13 protein-coding genes are annotated in these 24,633 nt (G+C 47.6%); 6 read left to right on the top strand and 7 right to left on the bottom strand.

What is annotated here, in order from left to right:
- Window positions 1–141: 141 nt before the first annotated feature.
- From ACO05E_RS14195 to ACO05E_RS14185, 3 genes are all read right to left on the bottom strand, one after another.
- Window positions 142–6,108, bottom strand: coding sequence for a thrombospondin type 3 repeat-containing protein (locus ACO05E_RS14195; RefSeq protein WP_421722739.1), 5,967 nt, complete (start codon window positions 6,106–6,108; stop codon window positions 142–144).
- Window positions 6,109–6,209: 101 nt separating this feature from the next.
- The gene (locus tag ACO05E_RS14190; protein WP_421722738.1) at window positions 6,210–10,787 is read right to left on the bottom strand and encodes a thrombospondin type 3 repeat-containing protein; all 4,578 of its coding nucleotides are present in this window, start codon (window positions 10,785–10,787) and stop codon (window positions 6,210–6,212) included.
- 94 nt (window positions 10,788–10,881) lie between these two features.
- Window positions 10,882–12,882 carry a hypothetical protein gene (locus ACO05E_RS14185; RefSeq protein WP_419813587.1) on the bottom strand — a complete coding sequence of 667 codons (2,001 nt, stop codon included), beginning with the start codon at window positions 12,880–12,882 and terminating at the stop codon, window positions 10,882–10,884.
- An 82-nt stretch (window positions 12,883–12,964) separates the two neighbouring features.
- Here ACO05E_RS14185 and ACO05E_RS14180 point away from each other — a divergent pair, with 82 nt between their 5' ends.
- Window positions 12,965–14,347 (top strand): hypothetical protein, encoded by a 1,383-nt coding sequence (locus ACO05E_RS14180; RefSeq protein WP_419813586.1) that lies wholly within the window; start codon window positions 12,965–12,967, stop codon window positions 14,345–14,347.
- A 116-nt stretch (window positions 14,348–14,463) separates the two neighbouring features.
- Here the strand turns inward: ACO05E_RS14180 and ACO05E_RS14175 are convergent, their stop codons facing one another.
- The 3 genes from ACO05E_RS14175 to ACO05E_RS14165 are packed head-to-tail and all read right to left on the bottom strand — an operon-like array spanning window position 14,464 to window position 16,653.
- Window positions 14,464–15,636 carry a DUF3570 domain-containing protein gene (locus tag ACO05E_RS14175; RefSeq protein WP_421722737.1) on the bottom strand — a complete coding sequence of 391 codons (1,173 nt, stop codon included), beginning with the start codon at window positions 15,634–15,636 and terminating at the stop codon, window positions 14,464–14,466.
- A gap of 1 nt (window position 15,637) precedes the next feature.
- The gene (locus ACO05E_RS14170; protein WP_419813584.1) at window positions 15,638–16,180 is read right to left on the bottom strand and encodes a DUF4266 domain-containing protein; all 543 of its coding nucleotides are present in this window, start codon (window positions 16,178–16,180) and stop codon (window positions 15,638–15,640) included.
- Window positions 16,177–16,653 carry a TlpA family protein disulfide reductase gene (locus ACO05E_RS14165; RefSeq protein ID WP_419813583.1) on the bottom strand — a complete coding sequence of 159 codons (477 nt, stop codon included), beginning with the start codon at window positions 16,651–16,653 and terminating at the stop codon, window positions 16,177–16,179. Before ACO05E_RS14165 ends, ACO05E_RS14170 begins: the two co-directional genes overlap by 4 nt.
- A 159-nt stretch (window positions 16,654–16,812) precedes the next feature.
- Between ACO05E_RS14165 and ACO05E_RS14160 the strand changes: the two genes are divergently transcribed.
- The 4 genes from ACO05E_RS14160 to ACO05E_RS14145 all read left to right on the top strand — a co-directional run bounded on the left by ACO05E_RS14160 (window position 16,813) and on the right by ACO05E_RS14145 (window position 21,879).
- Complete coding sequence (locus ACO05E_RS14160; protein WP_419813582.1) at window positions 16,813–17,478, top strand: glutathione S-transferase; 666 nt, start codon at window positions 16,813–16,815, stop codon at window positions 17,476–17,478.
- Between the two features lie 22 nt (window positions 17,479–17,500).
- Window positions 17,501–18,502, top strand: a complete 1,002-nt coding sequence (locus ACO05E_RS14155) for a ketopantoate reductase family protein (RefSeq protein ID WP_419813581.1) — start codon at window positions 17,501–17,503, stop codon at window positions 18,500–18,502.
- A 77-nt stretch (window positions 18,503–18,579) separates the two neighbouring features.
- Window positions 18,580–20,973 carry a fatty acid cis/trans isomerase gene (locus tag ACO05E_RS14150; RefSeq protein ID WP_419813580.1) on the top strand — a complete coding sequence of 798 codons (2,394 nt, stop codon included), beginning with the start codon at window positions 18,580–18,582 and terminating at the stop codon, window positions 20,971–20,973.
- 69 nt (window positions 20,974–21,042) lie between these two features.
- On the top strand, window positions 21,043–21,879 hold the full coding sequence (locus tag ACO05E_RS14145; RefSeq protein ID WP_419813579.1) for an LEA type 2 family protein: 837 nt from the start codon (window positions 21,043–21,045) through the stop codon (window positions 21,877–21,879).
- A gap of 34 nt (window positions 21,880–21,913) precedes the next feature.
- Here the strand turns inward: ACO05E_RS14145 and rlmF are convergent, their stop codons facing one another.
- Window positions 21,914–23,122, bottom strand: a complete 1,209-nt coding sequence (rlmF, locus tag ACO05E_RS14140; RefSeq protein ID WP_419813578.1) for a 23S rRNA (adenine(1618)-N(6))-methyltransferase RlmF — start codon at window positions 23,120–23,122, stop codon at window positions 21,914–21,916.
- Between the two features lie 149 nt (window positions 23,123–23,271).
- On the opposite strand from rlmF, the gene ACO05E_RS14135 reads away from it, so the two are divergent.
- On the top strand, window positions 23,272–24,537 hold the full coding sequence (locus tag ACO05E_RS14135; RefSeq protein ID WP_419813577.1) for an inorganic phosphate transporter: 1,266 nt from the start codon (window positions 23,272–23,274) through the stop codon (window positions 24,535–24,537).
- Window positions 24,538–24,633 lie beyond the last annotated feature (96 nt).

Raw genomic sequence — 24,633 nt, 5'->3', positions numbered from 1 at the left:
CAATTATACACGAATGATAAGAATTCGTATTATCTTTTGATAATTAAATTATAAATGATTGATTTATGCCAGAGACTGACTCAGAAGCCCTCCCGGACTTAACCCGGGAAGGTTGTTGTTGAATCAAATGTTAAGTCAGCGTTATTTCACACAGATCGTTGGATAAGTACGGCTTGCATAGGCATCGCCATTATCTGGCCCCCAGCTACCACTTCTGTATTGAAGAACATAAACATAGTAAGTCCCCGTACTCCAAAACTCCTTCAGGCCGTACTTTTGAGAAGTCTCAAGCTCTAAAGCCGTACCAATTTGAGCAAGATCTGAGTTATGACGGCTGACCATATCCCCTCCTAGCGACTGACAATGCGCCAGCGAATTATTGCGGTTTCTAACCTGATCGATACGGACATAACAGCGGCCATTAACTTCTGCAGCCTTATTACCTCCATCACACGACGGCCCCACATCAGCAGTAAAGGCAGCATCAGAAGCCAGAGCTGCTCCCACCAGGTTGCCGTTTTCCTGAGCTTTAACACGTACTTTTACATGACCCAGTGCAATATCTTTGGTGTTAATACGCTGAGGATTCGCGCTTGCGGTATTCCAGCTCACACCATTGTCTTCGCTGTACTCATATTTATCAGCACCGCTAAAACCTGTTACTTCGGTCCAGCCAAAGGTATCGGTTAAGTCATTAACAGCGCTATTGGTTGGAGCAACCGGCGCCGTTAATTCATTACCCGGAGTTGGGCCAACACAAGCAAACGGATAGCCATCACTTTTAGAGCGGGAGCTGCTGTAACGCTTCCAGTTACCACCGTCTTTATGTAGCACATAAGCCCAGCTACTGCCCTCTTCCCGTGTCCAGTAGCGGTTACCATCCTGTAATTGCAAGGCAATACCTAAGCGCAAATTATCAGCATCATCTTGCTTAGCAATCAGGCTTTCTCCCTGAGCCACACAATACGCCAGTGCATCATCCCAGTTTTTATTATCGTCAACACGGCGATAACACTTGTCACGATAATGCACACGATCAGAACCACATAATTCATCTGAACGGCTATAAGTTAACTGGCTGTGAAGCAACATAAGATTGGCTTTACTGCTGTCATCCGGACGCACATAGTTTTTAATTTCGCGCGCATCCGAATCACCCGGGTTATCGCCCGAATCAGCGAAACGTAAGACGTCAATCGAGCTGTAGCTGCTATACGACATGTTATCTTCTGCCCAATAATAAGTATGCGCAGCTAATGAGTCGGCATGGGTAGCAAATACACTGCGATCCAGTGTTTTGTAATCACTACTGCCGTCGGTAAAGTCTTCGGTTTTGATCAAATCCATTTGGGCGTAATCTGGAATCACCCAACCATCTTTATCATTACCGTCAACCGATATATTGGCAGCACTGCCTGACGCAGCATCAATGCCACATAAGGCTTCTGTGTTTAACGTGGTACGGCGCGTATGTGCCTCACCATAGGTTAAATCACGATCTTCAGTAACAGGCAGAGTCCAGGTATAAGTGCGGGTAAAGTCATCACTCACAACTCGCTGTTGAACACAACGCCAGTCGTCGCCCACAACCGCCAGGACACTGGTAACGGAGCCATCTTTGGCAACTTTCTGATAACCGTGATTGAGATTAACGGCTACACCCAGATTGGTAAATTCAGTGGTACGTGCACTATTAATTGTCGCAACTTGTGCGGCAATCACATCGTAATCAGACCCCAGATCAGCATACAATTGAGTTAATACTGAGCCTGCCTGAATACCATTAAACAACAGCTGAGCTTTTTCTTCGTCAGTAATTGGCGACAAAGCATCCAGTACAACATAGAGCTCATCCAGCCAGGTTTTTAATGCTTCCGCATCGGCTTTTAACGTGGCCTTTAATGCCGGTACATCGGCTTCTAAGGCTTGCACATCAGACAACCGGCCTGCCGTTTGTTCACCGATATATAACGCATCGTATTGAGTGCGGGCTGCACTAACCAAAGGCTCAAATTCGGAAATTGCTTGTTGACGGCTCTCAATTAAGGTTGCCAGCGATTTAAATTTATTCAGTTCAGCTTTCAGAGTTGTGACATCGGTTGCCAGAGTGTCATCCACTTCATTGCTATCAAAGTCAGATTTCAATTGTGCAATCGTGGCACTTTTGGTTTCGGCTTCAGTGACTTTGGCATCCAGCGCTAAACCACTGGCGATATCATCACGCACCAGCATCAGATGGGTTTTATTAGGTGAGCTGTAGCTACTGCCAACATAATCACTTTGACGACGCAATGCCATTGACTGTTTATTTTTAAGCCACACATAATCAAAATAATAGCGATTAAAGTTAGTGTATTCTCCCAGCTGGCCTATTTTAAAATACGCATCACTATGAACAGGTTTTAAGGTAATTACCTCATCCGCAGTAGGCAGACGCCAATCATTAAAGCCACAAGTATTTGCTGTATTAATTGCACTTAAGCGAGTATCAACATCACCAGACGCTACATCAAAAGCATTACCCTGAGTGTTTAACCAGTGGCGACGACCACCGGAGTCATCATCACGAACACAGGTCCAGTCACTGGCATCAGCAGCCAGCTCGCTGGCATCTGTTGCTAACTTGGTAAAACGATTCTGTCGAACAGCACGCAGAGCGAAATAAGGCCCACCTCCCAGTGTGTCAGTAAAGATATTTTCATCCGCCACTGCCGTTGCATGCAGATATTTTTTGTAGTCGCCCAGACTGGTCTCTGGATTTCCATCACTATCTAACGTGCGATCACTGGTCCAGAAATAAGGGTTCACTAAATATGGATAATAATTGGCATTGATTGGGTCACCCCACTGATCGGTACGATTTTTAGTCTGATTTTCAAATGCGGCAAAGTTTTTAAATACACTACGATCCAGAGATTTCACATCCGAATCAGCTGCCACTTTTTTACTGTTTAGCAACTGCATTTGCGCAACGCTGGGTACGGTCCAATCGTTATAGCCACAATAATTCATGGTATTAAGCAGTTCAACATAAGCCTCAACCTGATTACTGCTGATATTGCGCGTGCTTAAACCATTTGCTTCTTTAAATTCCTGACTGTAGCTGTACCCCGGGAAGTTCCAGCTATAGTCCCAGAATTTATCCGTCGCTTGTTTACCCGCCGGGACATAACTCCCCAGGTCACCCCATTTGGCATCCGCCGGAATTAATAACATCCAGGTATTACGATCGTTCGCATCAACAACCCGGCCATTAATCATATTCTGCGTGACACAGGCATAAGCCGTAGCATCGCTTTCTAACACAACACCGGCTGCACTCAGCTTGGTAAATTCCATCAGTTCCTGATCATCACAGGCAGCACCTAAACCGTCGCCATCCAGGTCTTTCTGATCGCGGTTTGGCACCAGCGGGCAGTTATCCTGATCATCATTAATGGTGTCATTATCATCATCCAGATCACAGACATTGCCGAGCTGGTCACCATCGCTATTCAGCTGATCAGCATTGGCAATCAATGGGCAGTTATCCGCATCATTTAATACCGTGTCACCGTCTTTATCGGTATCACAGACATCACCTTTGCTATCGCTATCCAAATCAGCTTGATCGGTGTTAGCGTGTGCCGGACAGTTATCCACGTCGTTTAACACGTTATCGCCGTCACGGTCGGTGTCACACACATCACCCGTGCCGTCGCTATCCTGATCCGCTTGATCCTGGTTGGCGTTAACCGGGCAGTTATCAGCGTCGTTTAAAATGTTGTCGCCATCGCGGTCGTCATCACATACATCACCGTGCGCATCGCCATCTAAATTGGCCTGATCCTGGTTTGGAGTTACCGGGCAGTTGTCATTCTCATCCAGAATGCTGTCACCATCGTTATCATCCGCACACGCATCACCGGTACCATCACTGTTGCTGTCCAGCTGGTTGGCGTTGGCAATTAATGGGCAGTTATCAGCGTCGTTCAGAACAGAGTCGTTATCCCGATCCGGGTCACAGGCATCACCCAATGCATCATTATCTGAATTAATTTGATTGGAGTTGGATACCAGCGGACAGTTATCAGTCAGGTTAGCAATACCATCACCGTCGGTATCGGTATCACAGGCATCACCGGTTTTGTCACCATCCTGGTCCGCCTGATTTGGGTTCGCATGCAGCGGGCAATTATCTACGTCATTAAGTAAATTATCGCCATCACGATCAGTGTCACACGCATCACCCATGGTGTCGGAGTCGGTATCCGTTTGAGCTGGGTTTGCATTTACCGGGCAGTTATCAGCGCTATCAAGCACACTGTCACCATCGCGGTCAGTGTCACACGCATCACCTTTACCGTCATTATCAAGGTCAGCTTGATTCGCATTAGCCACTAATGGGCAGTTATCAACGTCGTTGAGGCGGTTGTCGCCGTCTTTGTCGGTATCACAAACATCACCTAAGCCATCACGATCAAGATCGGCCTGATCCTGATTAACATGTATTGGACAGTTATCAGCCGAATCCAGAACAGTGTCGCCATCTTTATCGTTATCACAGGTATCACCGGAACCATCGCGATCCTGATCAGCCTGATCTAAATTGGCAACCAGTGGACAATTATCAAGGTTATTTAAAATAGAGTCGTTGTCTTTGTCATCGTCACAGGCATCACCATAAGAATCGCTATCTGTATTTTGCTGATCCTGATTGACAATTAATGGGCAGTTATCTGAGGTATCAATAACATTATCGTTATCGTCGTCGTTGTCACAAACATTGCCCTGACCGTCATTATCGGTATCCGTCAGGTCAATACTGTTTGTTGTAGGGCAGTTGTCGCCAGAGTTGTCGATACTATCGCCATCGATATCATGATCACATGCATCGCCGGTTTTATCATTATCCAGGTCTGCCTGATCAGCATTGGCAACGGCCGGACAATTATCGATCAAGTTCAGTACGTTATCGTTATCTAAGTCGTCATCACAAACATCGCCCACGCCATCGCCGTCGGTATCGAGTTGGCCGTTATTAGTAATGGTTGGGCAGTTATCAACGTCATTTAAAATGGTGTCGCCGTCTTTATCGCTGTCACAAGCATCACCCATACCATCAGAATCGGCATCTAATTGATTGGTGTTGGCAGCCAGCGGACAGTTATCCAGCGAATCTAATACGGTGTCGCCATCATCATCCGCATCACATACATCACCTAACGCATCACCATCGGTATTACGTTGATCGGCATTAGCAATCGCCGGGCAATTGTCCTGGCTGTCTTTAATGCTGTCGTTGTCAGCATCTGGCTCTTGTAATTCACCGTCTGTTTTAACTTGCTCGATGCGCTCTTCCTGCAATGATAAGTAGGACTCCTGAACCCAGGATTCAGTAAAGTCATCCACTTCCATCGCTGGGTTTTCGTTAAGAATTTTGGTCGCATTTTCCAGAGAATCCAAAGTCATCTGATGCCAGGAAATATGCTCAATCAAACCCTGATCTTGTTGCGGATTAATGGAATCGAGTGTCAGCGCTTGTTTATTAACTTGCTGAATCGTACTTACCATTAGTTGAGCTAAACGCTCCATTCTGGCATTGCCTTGAGCAACATAATCCAGCGTTAAATCGACATTATCTAATTGCAGTTTTTCACGAATTAACTGCTCTACCTGATCAGGGTCTTCGCCTGCTTCGGCTAACGACAACATTAAGGTGGTAAACGGCGTAATATGATGATCTTTTTTGACCACGCCACGCAGGGTGTAACCCTCTTCTACGATGACACCTTGATCTTTCGTAACACCAGCACGTGCTTCAACCAGCACTTCGGCATCAATAAATTTTGCAATATTAAAGTCGCCCTGAGCATCCGTTCGTTCACTTGGCTCATTGGCATCACAGCGGTAGTTTTTGTTTTGATCAAGACAAACAATGGCATTTTCTAAATAGCCATCAATTACTTTTACTTGATCCGCCGGTGCCTCGGGAGTTGGTGATGGTACAGTTCCGCCACCATTATTCGTTGGAGGGGCTTCTGAACCACCACCCGATCCACCGGAGCCACCACAGGCACCCAGAGTACCGATTAATGTAATCAGCGCTCCATATTTTAAAGCGTTCATATATTTCCCTGTCTTAATTGAATAAACAAATATTTATGAAAAGGGGAAAGCCTTCGTTAAATACGAAGGCTTTGATTTAAGGCTTTTAAGGAATAGTCAGATCAAAGGTTTTCACAGATAAAGCCTTCAATACTAGCGTCTGTATATCCAGAATCGGATACCAATTGCCAAGGCCCATTCCAGTTATAGAGGTAGTAGGCACGAGAAGGCCCCATCCAGTATTTGGGGTATCTGTCAACAGCAGTTAACTCAAGTGCATTGGCCAGACCTGCAACATCGCTCACAGTATCGGCCAGTTGGAATCCCGTCGGGCATGAGTATCTGATGTTTTTCCATATCGTTGGCGAGGGGATATCCATACGTAAATAACACTTACCATTAAAGTCGGCGGCTTTATTTCCACCTTCGCATGATGGTCCAGTCGCTCTGGTAAAGGCAGCATCGGATTGTAGAACCACACCCGCCTTATTAACCTCATCAACTTCTTTAATACGAACCTGAACATCACCAATGGCAATATCGTACGCTTCCATCAGCTGCGGATTGGCGGTGACACTTTTCCAGCTGCTGCCACCATCTTCGCTGTATTCATACGCGGAAAGATCGTCATAACCGGGAACATTGGTCCAGCCGAAAGTATTGGTCACGTCAGAAACAACCGGAGCCGTTGGTGCTGCAGGTGTCGGCAGGACATAACCCGGAGCCAGTTTCATACAGATAAACGGATGCGTTGTCGTTTTTGCCAGCGGCGTGGTATCACGCTGCCAGTTACCTGCACCAGAAGCGGCATCGGAAGGCACAACGGATAAATGAACATCATCAAATAAGATATTAGGCGTTTTGTTATGTACAAAAACATTAACGTCTCTATCCGCATTCGATGTAAATAAAACGGACACTTTTCGCCATTCATTGGCAACGGTTGGAGCATCGGTAAATGTTTCTCCAGCGACACCATAATCCTTAAAGCCAATACGTACTTCACCAGCACCTTTCGCCCAGGCGGTTAATTGATACTGAGTATTTGCCTGCAGACTGATTAACTGCTGATCAGCGGTCTGACCACCTAAGAACAGCCCTTTACTGCCGTTGCGTCCTTCACCATCTCTTATTACTGTAGGACTACCAAGGCCAACCCAGCCCGATTTATCCTGCTCAAAATCCATATTGCTGCCTAACGAAGTGGCTTGTGATGCTTCACGATTTTTGTACAGTACATAAGCATTCACACCGGATTCTTCGCGCGTCCAATAGCTGCTGCCATCCGCAAGTTGGAGTGCCACTCCTAAGCGCAGGCTGTCTTTAGCAGTTAATGTATTGACCAGCTTCTCGTCATCGGCAGTACAAACCGCAGCGGCATCCGCCCAGTTTTTAGCGTCGTCAATTTTCCGATAACAACGATTGTTATAACGAACATAACCACTGCCACAAGTTTCGTTTTGTCGCAAGTAAGTCAATTGTGTATGGAGCAACATCACATTCGCGCGATTATTGGTGTCGCTTGGGTCAACGGATGTTTTTTCTTCTGCCAGGTTGCTGCTGTCAGAATTTCCGAAACGCAGTACATCAACACTCGTGACTGACTGACGGGAATCTTCCGCCCAATAACGTACATTATCGGCAAGTGAAGCTTCATGAGTGGCAAATACATCGCGATCAAGGGTTTTACCAACAACATCATCTGATACGTCAAAGTCTTCGGTTTTCAGCAGCTCAAGTTGGGTATGGTTTGGAATAACCCAACCATCTTTATCCTCGGCATCCAGCGAGCTGTTAACCGCTGAAGCTGCATTTAGACCAATACCGCACAGCTCATCGGCATTATGGGAAGCTTTACGGGCATGTGCGCCGCTGTAATCAAGGTCACGATCACGGGAGACGGGCAGAACCCAGGTATAGGTTCGGGTGAAATCATCCGCTTCAAGCTGCTGACGAACACAACGCCATTCACCACCAGCATCGGCCAGTGCGTTAACGACCGCTCCATCTTCGGCTAAACGCTTATAACCATGCTTTAAAGCAACCTCGGTATCACAAGCGTCACCAATGTTATCTTTGTCTTTATCACTTTGATCTGAATTGGCATGTATCGGACAGTTATCGCTACTATTGTCGATTCCATCACCATCTTTATCAGCATCACAGGCATCACCACTACCATCACTATCAGTATCCAACTGATCACTATTGGCAGCCACAGGGCAGTTATCTGCGGTATCAAGTTCACCGTCATTATCATCGTCGGTATCACAGATATTACCCATGCCATCGCTATCGCTATCCGTTTGATCCTGGCTGGCAACAGTTGGGCAGTTGTCCACATTATTTAAAATGGTATCGCCATCGGTATCGTCATCACATACATCACCGTGTGCATCGCCATCTAAATTGGCCTGATCCTGATTTGGTGTTGCCGGGCAGTTGTCATTTTCATCCAGAATACCGTCGGCGTCACTATCATCAGCACACGCATCACCGGTACCATCACTGTTGCTGTCCAGCTGGTTGGCGTTGGCAATTAATGGGCAGTTATCAACGTCATTCAGAACAGAGTCGTTATCCCGATCCGGGTCACAGGCATCACCCAAAGCATCGCTATCTGAATTAATTTGATTTGAATTAGATATCAGTGGGCAGTTATCACTCAGGTTAGCAATGCCATCACCGTCGGTGTCGGTGTCACACACATCACCGGACTGATCGCCATCGAGATTCGCTTGATCTTGGTTGGCGTTTATCGGGCAGTTATCCACGTCGTTTAACACGGTATCGCCATCACGGTCACTGTCACAAACGTCACCTAAGCCGTCTGAATCAGTATCCGTTTGGTTTGTGTTGGCATTAACAGGGCAGTTATCAGCGCTATCAAGCACACTATCACCATCTTTATCGGTGTCACACGCATCACCCTTGCCATCACTATCAAGGTCAGCTTGATTCGCATTAGCCACTAATGGGCAGTTATCAACGTCGTTGAGGCGGCTGTCGCCATCTTTGTCGGTATCACAAACATCACCTAAGCCATCACGATCAAGATCGGCCTGATCCTGATTAACATGTATTGGGCAGTTATCAGCCGAATCCAGAACAGTGTCGCCATCTTTATCGTTATCACAGGCATCACCGGAACCATCGCGGTCCTGATCAGCCTGATCCATGTTGGCTACTGCCGGGCAGTTATCCTGAATGTCCAGGATGGAGTCGTTGTCTTTATCAGCGTCACACGCATCACCAAACGAGTCGCTATCCAGGTTGCTCTGATCCTGGTTGGCTACCAATGGGCAGTTATCTGAGGTATCAATAACATTATCGTTATCATCGTCGTTGTCACAAACATTGCCCTGACCGTCATTATCGGTATCCGTCAGATCAATACTGTTTGTTGTAGGGCAGTTGTCGCCAGAGTTGTCGATACTATCGCCATCGATATCATGATCACATGCATCGCCGGTTTTATCATTATCCAGGTCTGCCTGATCAGCATTAGCGACGGCCGGACAATTATCGATCAGGTTCAGTACATTGTCGTTATCTAAGTCGTCATCACAAACATCACCACGACCATCGTTATCTGTATCCAGCTGATTAGCATTCGTCGCCGCAGGGCAGTTGTCAGCATCATTTAAAATGTTATCGCCATCTTTATCCGTATCACACTCATCACCAAGGCTATCGGAGTCAGAATCGAGCTGACCAACATTACTGATTAATGGGCAGTTATCGATAGTATCCAATACAGAATCACCATCATCATCCGTATCACATACATCACCTAACGCATCACCATCGGTATTGCGTTGATCGGCATTGGCAATCGCCGGGCAATTATCCTGACTGTCTTTAATGCTGTCGTTATCAGCATCCGGCTCTTGTAATTCACCGTCTGTTTTAACCTGCTCGATGCGTTCTTCCTGCAATGATAAGTAAGACTCCTGAACCCAGGATTCAGTAAAGTCATCCACTTCCATCGCTGGGTTTTCGTTAAGAATTTTGGTCGCATTTTCCAGAGAATCCAAAGTCATCTGATGCCAGGAAATATGCTCAATCAAACCCTGATCTTGTTGCGGATTAATGGAATCGAGTGTCAGCGCTTGTTTATTAACTTGCTGAATCGTACTTACCATTAGTTGAGCTAAACGCTCCATTCTGGCATTGCCTTGAGCAACATAATCCAGTGTTAAATCGACATTATCTAATTGCAGTTTTTCACGAATTAACTGCTCAACCTCGTCGGCGTTTTCACCCGCTTCAGTTAATGACAACATTAAGGTTGTAAACGGCGTAATATGATGATCTTTTTTGACCACGCCACGCAGGGTGTAACCCTCTTCTACAATGACACCTTGGTCTTTCGTAACACCAGCACGTGCTTCAACCAGCACTTCGGCATCAATAAATTTTGCAATATTAAAGTCGCCCTGAGCATCCGTTCGTTCACTTGGCTCATTGGCATCACAGCGGTAGTTTTTGTTTTGATCAAGACAAACAATGGCATTTTCTAAATAGCCATCAATTACCTTTACTTGCTCCACTGGCCCCTGAGGTGTTGGTGATGGCGCAACTTCGCCGCCATTATCAACCGGTGGGGTTTCTGAACCACCACCCGATCCACCAGAGCCGCCGCAAGCGACTAAGCTGCCGAGCACGCAGGCGAGCACCCCACTTTTCCAATAGTTCATATTACTTCTCCAAAAATAATGTTGTGTTATGCCCGGTTATATTCCGGGCATTTTTCAGGCGTTTTTAATTATTATGAGAGCTAATTAATGAGCATTAATTAGGGTTTATGTGAACTTCGAATGTTTTTTTCCAGCGAACCGCATCACCCCGATACGTGCTGTTAATCGTTGCGGTAATGGTGCCACGCTCTTCTGTTGGATTAGCTACCAGATCACCAGCATTATTTCCGCTGTATGTCATTTGTTGCAGTGAGCCACTCCAACTAATATTTAATTGAGTTCCCGGAATAGTGGCTGGCAAGGTCAGATTACTTTCCACCTTATCCAGATTGCCATTGCCAGCTGCCAGACGTGCCGCAGTTAAATAAATATCGGCACGTTGTAACGGGCTAAGAACCGTTCGGTGCAATTGATAACGGGAAAAACCGGTCGAGGTTTTTACAATCAGATCACTGGCTTGCCAGACAGCAGTTTCAACATCCGTTAGCTGACCAACAACGTCATGATTATCCATGCGGTATACGGTCAGCTGCGATCCGTTTTTGCGGGTGTAATACAATAAATTGTCGCTAACAGCGATTAAGGTACCGCCCGCAACAGATGCTGTCAGGTCACCCGATTCCAGTAATACCGGTGCGGTCAGCGCACGAATATCCCAGCGCTGCCATTGAGTATCAGAGATCAGTACAACCTCATCGCCCTCAGACTGCCAATGCACATCGCGTAATTCATTAGCAGCAAAGCCAAAGCCAGACAGCACCAACATATCTTGCAGACGCACCAGATAAACATTGGCTCCACCCTGCTCAGCAACAATTGCATATTCGTCCGCTGGATTAGCGGAGGTAAATGCCAGCCCGGAACTCAACAGTAAATAATGGTTATTGGCTTCACGCATTGTCTGCGGAGAAACCCAATACAAACGTTGGGCATTTGCATCAAACACCAGCATATTGCCGCCATCATCACGCACATCCATAACCGACAGGTGCGACTGATTACAGCCAGCAACAACCCGGGCACCGGCAGTGTCAAACAGGTTAACTTTAAACACACCATATTGAGTTTCAGCGGTTTGACAGGCACGACTGCTGGCATCAGAAGAGGCTGCTGCATTACGGGTCAGCACAAAGGCATTGGCAAAATTATTACTGAAACCAACCGCAGCAATGGTTCCCTGAGGGTTCAGATCCCGCTCGGCCGGTTGCGGGTCAGTGGGTGAAGTTGGCGGCGTTACTGGTGGCGTTGTTGGCGCAGGTGGTACCGGAGGTGCCACATTAGTGGCCGATGCAAATGCATCCACTCCCTGACCAACCTGAAGCTGAGCAGCCATGGCGATTTGCTTAGAGCCTGCAGCGTCAGCTGATTCTTTTCCGGCAATTAATTGTTTATTGTCGGTTAGCTTTAAACCGTTACGACTGTCATACAAGCGCAGGTAATTATCGGATGTTGCCACAATTAATTGTTGGCGGCGGGCGGAATAATTCCAGCTGCTGATCGTCTGGCTAACTGGCACCTGGGCCAGTAATTCCAGAGCAACAGTGGTATCTGCCACACGCTCAGAATCAAAATCGGCATTCAGATTACCCTGAGCCAGAATACTTTCGGCCTGAGCCGAAATTGCCAGCTTAGGGTCATCTACTTGACGCATAGCACTTAATAACTGGCGACGTAATGCTGCTTCCTGAGTCACATATTCTGCCGAGGTATTATCCCAGTTAATATTTAATTTGTTGCTCAGATACACCCTGGCCTGATCGGAGTTTTCAACAAACGGATTACCAGCCACTTCGTTCCAGGCCAGTGATGTCATCGCATCGACATAAGTGGTATCCGATGGCGCAAGAAATACCGATAGTTGCTGCCCGGTTGTGGCATCCACCGTTTCCAGAATTCGTGCTGCACGCGCTGATGTATTTCCTGCCTGCGCAACAACTGACGCACTTTCTCCGCTGTCACAGCTGAGGTTGTCATTCCAGTCGACGCATTCACGCTCAACCAGATCAACGCTCACATCGTCAGCGCTGTTATCACCACCACACGCTGCCAACATCAGTGGTAACAAAGCCACCATGGATAAATTTTTCTTCACCATTACTACCATGCCTATTAATTGCAAATGATATTATTTATCATTACCAATTGTAATCAATAGTAAATGTAAGTGTAAATAGAAAATGAGAACTATTATCAATCCAATTTCATTGGCCATCTTTCTTGCCGCATGTGGTGGTAATAGCGGAGGTGGCGCTGGCGGAACTACCGGAGGTAGCAGCCAGCTGCCACCCAGCGGGCAAATTAATGCCCCGCAAACCGGCCAACCCGGCACTCCGTCAAACCCCGGGCAACCATCAAACCCAGGACAACCGGCACCGAATCAACCTCAGCCAACCACTGACAGCGCTCAAATCAGTGCTATGACAGTTAAGAACTGGCCAATGGTTGATTCCGCCGGTAATACCACGGTCTCTCTGGTAGATGTCGATATTCTGAATCAAACTATTTTGGCGACATTTTCATGCACTCCGGCATTACTGGCCTCCTGCAGTAACGCAACCGTTTTAATTGATGGTTTAGACGATGCGGCACAAATCAATATCGCCAGCCTGACGTCTGCCGCATCCCTTCCCGCATCCATAACACCACTGGATGATGATGACGATGAAGAAGAGGAGGACGACGATGATGATGACGAGTATGAAGAAGACGACGATGACGACGAAGAAGATGACGACGATGATGATGACGACGATGATGATGAATACGGCAACGGCGATATACCCGCACCACTAACCCAGGGCCTGCTCGACAGCGACAACACCAAAATCTGGCTGGTATCCCCTTACTACGACAGTTCAACCAGTCTGAAATTAGGTGTATTACAGGGCAGCCAGAGCCTGGCCCGCAATAGCGCCAATCTTTATCCCAGCCTGGTGAATGCCGCCAACAATACAACCGGTTACGTACAATCCATTATTCAGAGTCATGACGGGCAACAACTTGTTGGCTATCAGGTTTATCAGAATCAGGTTTCCCTGACGCGCATCGACGGCAGCACGGCAGCCATATCGGCTTCTGTTGGCACCACACTGAGTGCCAGCGACAGCTTGTCTGACTGGACCTTCAGCAATAATGGTATGTACATCGCCATGGTGATGAGCAGCGGCCAGATCCATATCTTCGACAGCTCTAACCTGACACTCATTTCCAGCTATCAGCTAACCGGCGCCACACAATTGACCTTCTTTAATCAGGATAAACAACTGGCGGTCAGCAATGGCAATGAAGTAGCCGTGTTCAGCAATAGCGACTGGAGCCAAGCCATTGCTAACCCATCATCTGTGCTTCGTTATAACGACGCAGTAACGGATCTGGAAAGCCACCCACAACGCGGACTGCTGAGCATTTTGCATGGTAACCAATTGTCGGTTCTGCACAATAACGACACCAGCCAGACCGCTGGTTCTTACACCACCAGCGCGCAGTTCAGCAAAATGACGACCACACGTAATGCCTTAATTATGTATAACAACAGCCAGTACCAAGTGGTTAATTATTAAGCCCTGAGACGTGTTTTAAAGTCAGACTAAAAAGCCTTTGTGGATTTAACATCCACAAAGGCTTTAACAAAAAAATAACGCACCAAAAAAAGAAATAGAGAAAGAAATAACCCGCACTAGCGCTTAAAGGTTATTCCCACAGCAACCCAGCTGGCCGAAAAGTCGGTTGAGTGATCATAATCCCCTACCTGAGCGTTCAGCGTAATGCCTTGCGTCACATCGTAAGCCGCCCCCAGCTCAAACGTCTGAGCACTGAATTCTCCCATTCGGTGATCAGAACTACCAAAGCCTCCCAAAGCAAACTCCGGCCGCTGACTGTCGGGATCTTTATAAAAATCCGCTTCCGTCTGATCGTAATATCGCCATACCAGACTCAGCGTTAATTCATCCATCACCGTCAGATACTGCTTAAAGTCCAGAGTATGCGACTGAATTCCCCAGTCATCATAATAAAAGCGATAGCCTGTGTGTGTGGCGTAATAACTCTGCCACTGCATCATCCATTTTAACGAAGTACCGGCCGCCCGGCGCAAATCCGGACGATGCTCAGCTGCCAGCAGAGTTTCAAAAACACCGTCGTCGTTAATGTCAGCCAGGCGCAAAATTGTCTGATAATGATTGGTCAGATAACCACTATCACGCAAGGCAAATACATTAGCACTTAACACACTGCGCGGAGAAACCACCTGACTGATACCCAACTCCAGATTAAACGCTGTTAAATCTTCCCAGTGAGTATCAAAAAATTCATTAAAAACGAGCGAACGATTTGACTGTAACGAAGAGCCAATGGTCAGGCTGGTATTTTTACTGGCATCGGTAAACCATAAATAGGATGCCGATACAGCACGGCTGATATAATCCGGCTCGGATGAATAATCAGCACCAACAAACAGCTCATTACGCTGCTTATCCCGGGTCAGCCAGCCCAGCCCAAAAGAACGACGGTGCTCATCAGGAACCGGGACGTTTACCACATCGTATCCGGCCGGGTCGTAACCATAAACCGGAGACGCGGCAACGGCATTAACATCCGCCAGATTATCCGGTCGCTCCAGCGCAACTCTCGGCTGCCATGCCGGAGACGCACCAGAAATTGTATCCAGCCCGGCATTGACGGTAATCTGATTATCAACATCCGGATTCAACTCAGCTGACAATACCCAGTCATCAACTTTAATACGCTGATCACTCTCTTCATACTGAAGGTTTTGCAGTGATATTTTATCTTCCGCAACAGCCATCGAGGCCGCTGCTGCCAGCAAAGATAAAGAGGTTATTTTTTTCATATCAGTTACAGCCACAGCCGCCGCCAGCAACACCAGTGCCGCCACGACTGCCTTCTTTTGAGGTATATATTTTCAGGGTAAATTTTTCGGCACCAGGGATCGGGCCTGAAGCTTTCATCGTCTCTTTTGCCAGCGTGGCTTTTTGCCAGGGGCGAACCTTTTCAATTGTGAAAAAGTCCTTGATCTGACTCCATATCCCAGCCGTTTCTTCGGCGGATTCCTTATTAGCATCCGGTGACACTGGTGATTTAACAGCCACAGCCGTCACCGGTTTTGTAATACGAGGACTGGCTTTGGGTTTTGGCATTAGCACTGGTTTTAGAGCTGGTTCCGGGGTCAGCTTTGGAGTTATATCTGCTGGCTGTTTTTCAGAGCCAGCCAGCAGCGGCTCATCAATGGATACCTTCACATCCATCGATGACTGAAAGGCATCCCCAGGCTTTTCATGCGTTACTGATGAACAGCCGGATATAAAAATCCCGACAGATAAAAAACCGACATACGCAAACCCAGCAATGGGCTGTAAATTAAATAATCGTTTCATTCGCGATAACCCAGCTTATTCAGATCCTGGCGAATCACGGCAGAAATATTAGCAACCGCGCCCAGGTGCATGGCTTTTACCTTACCCTGATGCAGATAATATAAAGCTGGCATTCCCAGCGGCTCAAAGGCTTCAATCAGGCTTTGTTCGGTATCCATCAACACGCGAAAATTCAACCCACCCGTCGCCTCAAATGACTGAATGTACTCAAGTCCTTCTTGTACTTCTTCATCGACATTAATGCCGATCACGTCGATTTGTGCGCTATCCAGTTGTGGAGTCAGCGCGGAAACCTCGGGCAACTCGATACGGCAGGAAACACACCAGGAGGCAAAAAAATCAACAATCGTGATTTTATTGGCATCCAGCTCCAATGCCTGAGCAACTTCCGGAGGAATATCATCATTGATTTCCAGAGCATGAATCGTGAGTGAGCTGAACAAAATACATAATACAAACAGGCGGGATAACATTGAGGACTCCATCATATTCTCTCGGCCGAGATAATAATGATTATGAGAAACATTATCAATAAGTAACAATTCCTTCTGCCTGTGTGGGATGGCACATTACACCCTCTGAATTCCTGAACAGATCTTTAAACTCATCATTCACGAATTCGAGGGCATACCATGATTACTCTGCACCACCTTAATAACTCACGGTCACAACGTATTATCTGGCTATTAGAAGAGCTGGGACTGGATTATCAGATCAAAACCTATCAGCGTGATGCTAAAACCTCCCTGGCACCCAAAGCCCTTGAACAAATACATCCATTGGGCAAATCGCCGGTCATTACTCACAACGATGAAGTCATCGCTGAATCCGGATTGATTATCGAATATCTGGTCAGCCTGACGGACAATCACTTTGAGCCGGCTTCAACAGATGCCGATTATTGGCAAAATAAATACTGGCTGCATTACAGTGAAGGCTCATTAATGCCGCTTATTGTTATGGCATTACTGTTTGAAAAAATGCGCACCGCACCGATGCCGTTTTTCATTAAGCCCATCGCCCGCACCTTAGCCAACAAAGTCGAGGCTGCCTATTCTGGCCCGAACCTGATCAATAACCTGAACTATATTGAAAAACACCTGGCCAGCCATCAATGGTTTTGCGGTGGCGCGATCCGCTCGGCCGATATCCAGATGATCTTTCCGTTGGAAGCGGCTTTAGTACGCGCCACAGCCGATGGTTATCCGAATATTAAGCGCTATGTAAAACAGGTACACGCGTTAAAAACCTATCAAACGGCACTACAAAAAGGCGGCCCTTACGATTACGCATCGTAAAATACAGTCCAGCGAGGTGGGTATGAATATTCTGATCGTCGGTGCCGGAGCAGTAGGTCAGGTGTATGGTTATCACTTTCAGCAAGCGGGTCATCGAATCAGCTACCTGATTAAAGAAAAATACCGCGAAAAAATTGTCCAAGGTATGACACTGCTGCCGTTAACTGGCCCTAAGCTGTTAACTAGCCGTCGCCCGCCATCGCCAGCCATACACTTTTTTGCGGACGATATTGTTACACAGTGGCCTGCTGAGTCCGGATTTGATCTGATTATCCTGACCATTCCTTCGGATGCACTGCGTGCTCTTCCCTATGATGACGTTCGACAAACATGCATCAATACTCCGCTATTGATGTTGCAACCCAGCCGTGAAGATCACCAGCAATTACAACAGGAGCTACCCGGTACTCCGATTGCAGAAGGCTTAATCAGCCTGATTGCCTATCAGGCTCCTCTTCCAGGTCTGCTCCAGACTACTGATACAGAGAAAGAAAACAGCGGCATAGCGTATTATTTGCCACCGCTAAAAATGTCGATCTCATCAGCATCTCCGGCATTAGCCCGGCAGATCACTGCGTTATTTAATCAGGGAGGCATCCGCGCCAGAGTATCGGCCTCTGCGATTGAGGATTCGGCCATTCCTTCCGCCTTTCTGATGACATTTTTATGCGTTTTGCAAGCATCCGACTGGCGTTTTCAGCAGCTACGGCGCAACAGCAAACAACTCAAAACACTCTCCCGGGCTCAACGCTTTTTAATTCCTATGCAGAAACCCGCGGGTTTTGGCCGAACCCTGTTACGTATTGGTGGCTTGATATTGCTGCGCCCATGGCTTTATCGCTTATTGCTCACCCTCTCTCCCAAGGTATTACCGCTGCCACTGGAAGCCTATCTCGCTTTCCATTTTCAGAAAGTACATCAGCAAACCCGGTTATATATGGAGGATTATTATCGGCAACACCCGGATCTCTCCATTCGTGCAGTGCTGAATTTATGCCAGCCGATCCAGGACACCCCTGAATAATAGATACGATTTTACGTTTCAGTCCTCTCAGAAAAACGGATCAGTGGTAAAATCAGTCTCCCTCAAAGATGTGTCGAGTGCCTGACGTGTTGCGATTATTATTGATCATTTTCTTCTTAGCTGGTTGCAGCAGCGTTGCCCTGCTCTCCGAAGACCTGGATGCTTTATTGGGTGAGACGGTTATTTCAGACCGACGTTTGCCCGCCGGAACGCAAGGTGCCGATCATTTTGACCAGCAGATTAAGCCGATTCTGGAACAACGCTGTATTGTCTGCCACGGCTGTTACGACGCGCCTTGCCAGCTAAAACTCAACTCGCCGGAAGGCATTATGCGTGGCGCGAACCCCGAGCTGGTCTACAACGGCACCCGCATTCTGGCGGCAACGCCGAATCGTCTGGGGATCGATGCCCAAACCACACAACAATGGCGTGAGCGTGACTTCCATACCATTCTCAACGAGCGCAGCCAGACCGCTGCTATTAATAGCCAAAACTCTGTGCTCTATAAAATGCTCGAATTAAAGCAGCAGAACCCGGATTACCAGGCCGAAGATTCGCCATTAATTCACGAGGATGTGACCCTTGGTCTCGATCGGGAACAACAGTGCACCACTCGGGAAGATTTTAATCAGTTTGCCGCCGACCATCCTCGCTGGGGCATGCCTTATGCTTTACCGGCATTAAATGAAGAAGAACACAATTTATTGAGTGACTGGATTAAACAAGGGGCAGCCATGTCTCTGCCGCCACAATTACCAGAAGCCATTGAACACCAGCGCCAACAATGGGAAGCTTTTTTAAATGCCGACTCGTTAAAACAACAACTGGCCAGCCGTTATATTTATGAACACTGGTATCTGGCTAATCTGTATTTTTCCGATATTGCATTATTCACGCATCAGGAGCCACAACAACGACCGTCGTATTTCTTTAAATTGGTTCGCTCGGCAACACCACCCGGGTTACCAATTCAACCCATTGCCAGTCGTCGCCCGTACGATGACCCCGGCATTAAGCGGGTGTATTACCGTTTACAGTTAAACCACGCCAGCATTGTTGCAAAAAACCATATGCCCTACCGCCTGAACCAGCAACGTATGGATTGGTTGACTCACTTATTTATTGACCCGGATTACGCCGTTACTCAATTACCAAGTTATGACAATGATATTGCGGCCAACCCCTTTGTAGCATTTAAAGAATTGCCCGTGAGTTCACGTTACCGCTTTATGCTGGAAGAAGCGCAATACACCATCATGGGTTTTATTAAAGGGCCGGTTTGTCGTGGTCAGGTTGCTCTGAATGTGATTGATGATCATTTTTGGGTATTTTTCACCGACCCGGATAGAGTCAACGATCAGGAAATGGCAGAGTTTTTAGATCAGCAAAGTGAAAACCTGCGCCTCCCGGGTGAAGCAGAAAGCAATTCCGGCATTGTCACCAACTGGTTTAAATACAGCTATTTACAAGGGCAATTTTTAAAAGCCAAACGTCGGGCAAATAAACAATTGTCCGATAAGACTGATACCTTTAATGAATCATTAATCTGGGACGGTGAACAACAAAACCCTAATGCCGCGTTAACGGTATTCCGCCACTTTGACAGCTCCAGTGTGGTTAAGGGCTTGGTGGGACAGGAGCCTAAAACCGCCTGGGTTATTACCTACCCATTGTTAGAGCGCATTCATTATTTATTGGTTGCCGAGTTTGATGTGTACGGCAATATTGGCCATCAATTATTAACCCGTTTATATATGGATTTTTTACGAATGGAAGGCGAATTTAATTTCCTCGCCTTTTTGCCACAGGAATCTCGCCTTGAACTGGCCGATCACTGGTACCGTGATACCAGTGACGAAGTAAAGGAATTTCTGGTGACTCACGGTCAGCAGCTGATTCGTAATCCGGACATCGACTATCAGAGTGATAATCCAAAGTCGGAGTTTTTTGGCCGCCTGCAGTCTCACTTGAAGCCGACGTTGAGCGATCAATATTCGCTGGCACAACATACTACGCCACAATTGCTGAATGAGTTGCAGCCGCTGAATCAGGTCAAGGGACAAGCGGCGACTCTGATGCCGGAAATGTCGCTGCTGATGGTGGATAATTACCTCGGCCAACCCGGGCTATTTACCCTGATTCGTAACAGTGGCCATACCAATATCAATGGCCTGCTGACCGAAGACAGCAACCGCCTGCCGGAAGAAGATTATCTGACGCTGGTTCCCGGGGTGTTAGGTACCTATCCGGGGGCGCTGTATCGGGTCTCAGCTTTCCGTTTACCACAACTGGCCAGCACCATTGCTTCGCTCAACAATGAAGAGGATTATCAGCAGTTTGTTGACCAGTTTGGCGTGCGTCGTACTAATCCGCGCTTCTGGCAACACAGTGATCAACTGCATCGGGTATTTTTCCAACAGGAACCACTTAATGCCGGTATGCTTGACTTTAACCGTTTAGAAAATCGCTAGAGACTGTAACAAGCCATAGGGAAAATTATGAATCCATTGCATCTATTCCGACTCTTCTCCGCTAGCGCCATGTCTATGCTGTTTCTGGCATGTGTGACGTTATTAAGCGGCTGCGCCAGTCTGCAACAACTGAGCGAGGCGCAAAAGCCCAGTGCAAAAGTGACGTCGGTTGCCATCGCCGATCTGTCTCTCAGCAGTATCACGCTGAATGCTAAGGTTACTATTCACAACCCCAATCCATTTGAATTAAAAACCGCCGGTATGGAGCTGGAAGCCGCCATTGCCGGTCACGCTCTGGCACATATCAGCCAGCCGGATTCACAACTCACATTACCCGCTTCGGGTGATAAAACCATTGATGTACCCGTCACGATCCAATTCAGTGAATTGTTTGCCGCGGCTAAAAGCGTCAAAGGAAAAAATCAGGTGCCGTATGGCTTATCGGGAGAAATTCTGGTTGCGGTGCCGGTATTAGGCACCATCAGCATGCCGCTGGAATATCAGGATGTATTACCTATTCCACAATTACCGGATATTCGTATCGATGATGTGAAATTATTAAAAGCCGGCTTTACCGAGGTGAAATTACAACTGGATATGACCATTAAAAACCTTAATGACTTTGCCATTGATTTACAGCAGCTCAATTTTAATCTGGCAGCTCAGGGTCAGTCATTAGGCGGCGGGGAGTTAAACTCGGTATCCCTGGATAGCGGAAAAAGCCAGTCGGTGTCACTGCCACTATCGCTGAGTTTATCCGAGTTTGGCAGTGCATTATTACGCCTGATCAACAGTGATAAACCGATGGATTTTTCACTTGATGGCAATGCCAGGGTGATCCCAGGGCTGGATGCCTGGCAAGCCGATACCATGTCGTTTAATGTGGAAAAACAGCTGAGTTTATAACTTTCACCACTTATAACTTCCACTATGGCTGTGGTCAGAAAGTCCAGGCGATAAAGCGACTGATTTTCTGGCCCTGCGCCATCTTCACCACTTCGGTCTTTTTAACGCCCTGGCGCTTAAGATACTCCAGCAGCATGGGTACATGCTCCTGTTTCGATACCAGGCTGGTGAACCAATCCACCTGAGTTGCAAATTCTTTGCTTTCACGCGCCATACGCTTCAGAAACGCCAGCTCGCCACCCTCACACCACAACTCATTATTCTGACCGCCAAAATTTCTTTGTTCTGGGGACGCTTTAGCTTTGGCCCAAGGATCATTGCTAACGACAGCTGACGCAGAGTTTGCACCTGAATCGGCAAGCGGCGCTGCCACTTCAGGTTTAGCAGCCGTACGCGCCTGTTGATGGCGAGCCAGATTGCGTGTTTTACGTCGGTTTTCGGCCTGAGCATCGGCCGCCGATTCATAAAAAGGCGGATTACACACCGATAACTGATAATGCTCACCCGGCTGAATAATATGGCGGAAAATCGATTGCTTATCGTTTTGCAAACGTAACTGAATCTGTGTTGCCAAAGCTGGATTGTGCTGCAGAATCTCAGCGGCATTATCCAACGCAGCCTGATCAATATCACACGCCAGCATTTGCCACTGATACACATTGGCACCCAATAAGGAGTAAATCAGGTTAGCACCGGTACCAATATCCAACACCCGGGCTTGCCCATTACGAGGCGACAGTTGATATTTCGCCATCAAATCCGCCGCATAATGAATGTAGTCTGCTCGCCCGGGAATTGGTGGACATAAATAATCCGCCGGAATCTGCCAGCCATCAATCCCATAATGGTGCTGTAACAGCGCCTGATTCAGACATAACACCGCGTCCTGATCAGCAAAATCAATGGTTTGCTCCCCTTTCGGGTTCAGGGTCAGGTAATCCGACAAAGCAGGCAGAGCGTCCACCAGCGCCGCCATATCATAACGTCCCTGATGGCAGTTACGATGATGCAATCCCTGAGGCTTCTGCACCTTACGCTCAGCCGTTGATACACGGTTCTGATCTTTTGCCGGACGGCCTGATCCTTTAGCAGGTCGCGCCCCTTTGGCCGATGGGCTGCGCACCTGAATTTTTGGCTTGCGCGGCTGTGCCTCACCACTTCTGCCCAGACGCTTGTTGGCTAGCGGGCGTGATTTGGTCGAATCAGAAACTTTATGGCCGGATGAGTTGTCGGATGAAGTCACGTGCGGCTACCCCAGAGAATTTGCGCGGATCATACCACAGAGACAGATAACTGAACGTATGTGTTTTATTCCTGACTCTGCGCCTATGAAGCCATGGAATGCTGGGGTAGAATGCGCGCCTTTTTTGACTATCAACTCAGGAATTCATCATGGAATTACTTGCTGACCAGGGGTCTGTATTTATTATCCTGGCCTGCATCTTCGGTGCGTTTATGGCCTGGGGCATTGGTGCGAACGATGTTGCCAATGCCATGGGAACCTCTGTTGGCTCAAAAGCCATCACCATCAAGCAAGCCGTATTGATTGCCATCGTCTTTGAATTTGCCGGTGCCTTTTTCGCCGGTGGTGAAGTCACCGCCACCATTCGCAAAGGCATTATTGATCCGTCTTATATCGTCTCAACTCCCGAGTTGTTGGTATTCGGCATGCTGGCATCGTTATTAGCTGCCGGTACCTGGCTGTTGCTGGCGTCGTATCGTGGCTGGCCGGTTTCCACCACCCATTCCATTGTGGGTGCCATTGTTGGTTTTGCTGCGGTTGGTATTTCGGTGGATGCCGTTAACTGGGGCAAAGTGGGCAGCATTGCTGCCAGCTGGTTAGTCTCTCCGGCCGTTGCTGGCAGCATTGCTTTTGTGTTGTACAAAACCGTTCAGCACTGGATTCACGATACACCGGATCCGTTTAAGCAGTCTAAGCGCCTGGTGCCGTTTTATATCCTGCTGGTTGGTTTTGTGATTGCGATGGTAACGCTGACCAAAGGCCTGAAACATTTAGGGCTGAACATCTCCTTTCAGGATGCGTTATGGATGGCCGCCATTGCTGGCTTGGTCATCATGGCGATTGGCAGTGTCTTTATTCAACGGATACATGCTGATCCGGAAGTATCTGAAAACGTGCATCAGGCCAATGTCGAAAAAGTATTCTCCATCCTGATGATTTTCACCGCTTGTGCCATGGCTTTTGCCCACGGCTCCAATGACGTTGCCAATGCCATTGGCCCGGTAGCCGCTATTGTCAGCGTGGTTGAACATGGGGGAGAAATTGCGGCCAAATCAGCCCTGCCTCTTTGGGTACTGTTAGTTGGCGCGGTGGGGATTGTGGTTGGTTTAATGACCTTTGGTCATCGCGTGATTGCAACTGTTGGTAGCGGCATTACAGAACTGACGCCAAGCCGTGGTTTTGCCGCGACCCTGGCAGCGGCAACTACCGTTGTAGTCGCTTCCGGTACCGGCTTACCGATTTCAACCACGCATGTTCTGGTGGGTGCCATTCTGGGCGTAGGTTTAGCCATGGGCAGTGGTTCGTTGAACCTGAAAAAGATCGGTTCTATTTTTGTTTCCTGGGTGGTGACCTTACCGGCAGGCGCTGCATTAGCAGTGTTGTTCTTTTATTTGTTTAAAGCTATTTGGTTGTAAAACATCACAATTTCAAAAAGTGTGCTCTGAAAAGTTGTTTAATAGTCTGACTCCCACGCTCCGCGTGGGAGTCAGACTAGCATGTAAAACAATAAA

The sequence above is a fragment of the Bacterioplanoides sp. genome, from assembly GCF_965226395.1.
Taxonomy (GTDB): Bacteria; Pseudomonadota; Gammaproteobacteria; order Pseudomonadales; family Oceanobacteraceae; genus Bacterioplanoides.
The sequence above is the reverse complement of the archived record's forward strand: the minus strand, read 5'-3'. Positions and strand labels throughout refer to the sequence as shown.

What these genes read in the sequence shown, in the direction of transcription:
- ACO05E_RS14195 (WP_421722739.1), bottom strand. Translation starts at nt 6,108, where the DNA reads ATGAACGCTTTAAAATATGGAGCGCTGATTACATTAATCGGTACTCTG.
- ACO05E_RS14190 (WP_421722738.1), bottom strand. Translation starts at nt 10,787, where the DNA reads ATGAACTATTGGAAAAGTGGGGTGCTCGCCTGCGTGCTCGGCAGCTTA.
- ACO05E_RS14185 (WP_419813587.1), bottom strand. Translation starts at nt 12,882, where the DNA reads ATGGTGAAGAAAAATTTATCCATGGTGGCTTTGTTACCACTGATGTTG.
- ACO05E_RS14180 (WP_419813586.1), top strand. Translation starts at nt 12,965, where the DNA reads ATGAGAACTATTATCAATCCAATTTCATTGGCCATCTTTCTTGCCGCA.
- ACO05E_RS14175 (WP_421722737.1), bottom strand. Translation starts at nt 15,636, where the DNA reads ATGAAAAAAATAACCTCTTTATCTTTGCTGGCAGCAGCGGCCTCGATG.
- ACO05E_RS14170 (WP_419813584.1), bottom strand. Translation starts at nt 16,180, where the DNA reads ATGAAACGATTATTTAATTTACAGCCCATTGCTGGGTTTGCGTATGTC.
- ACO05E_RS14165 (WP_419813583.1), bottom strand. Translation starts at nt 16,653, where the DNA reads ATGTTATCCCGCCTGTTTGTATTATGTATTTTGTTCAGCTCACTCACG.
- ACO05E_RS14160 (WP_419813582.1), top strand. Translation starts at nt 16,813, where the DNA reads ATGATTACTCTGCACCACCTTAATAACTCACGGTCACAACGTATTATC.
- ACO05E_RS14155 (WP_419813581.1), top strand. Translation starts at nt 17,501, where the DNA reads ATGAATATTCTGATCGTCGGTGCCGGAGCAGTAGGTCAGGTGTATGGT.
- ACO05E_RS14145 (WP_419813579.1), top strand. Translation starts at nt 21,043, where the DNA reads ATGTCTATGCTGTTTCTGGCATGTGTGACGTTATTAAGCGGCTGCGCC.
- ACO05E_RS14135 (WP_419813577.1), top strand. Translation starts at nt 23,272, where the DNA reads ATGGAATTACTTGCTGACCAGGGGTCTGTATTTATTATCCTGGCCTGC.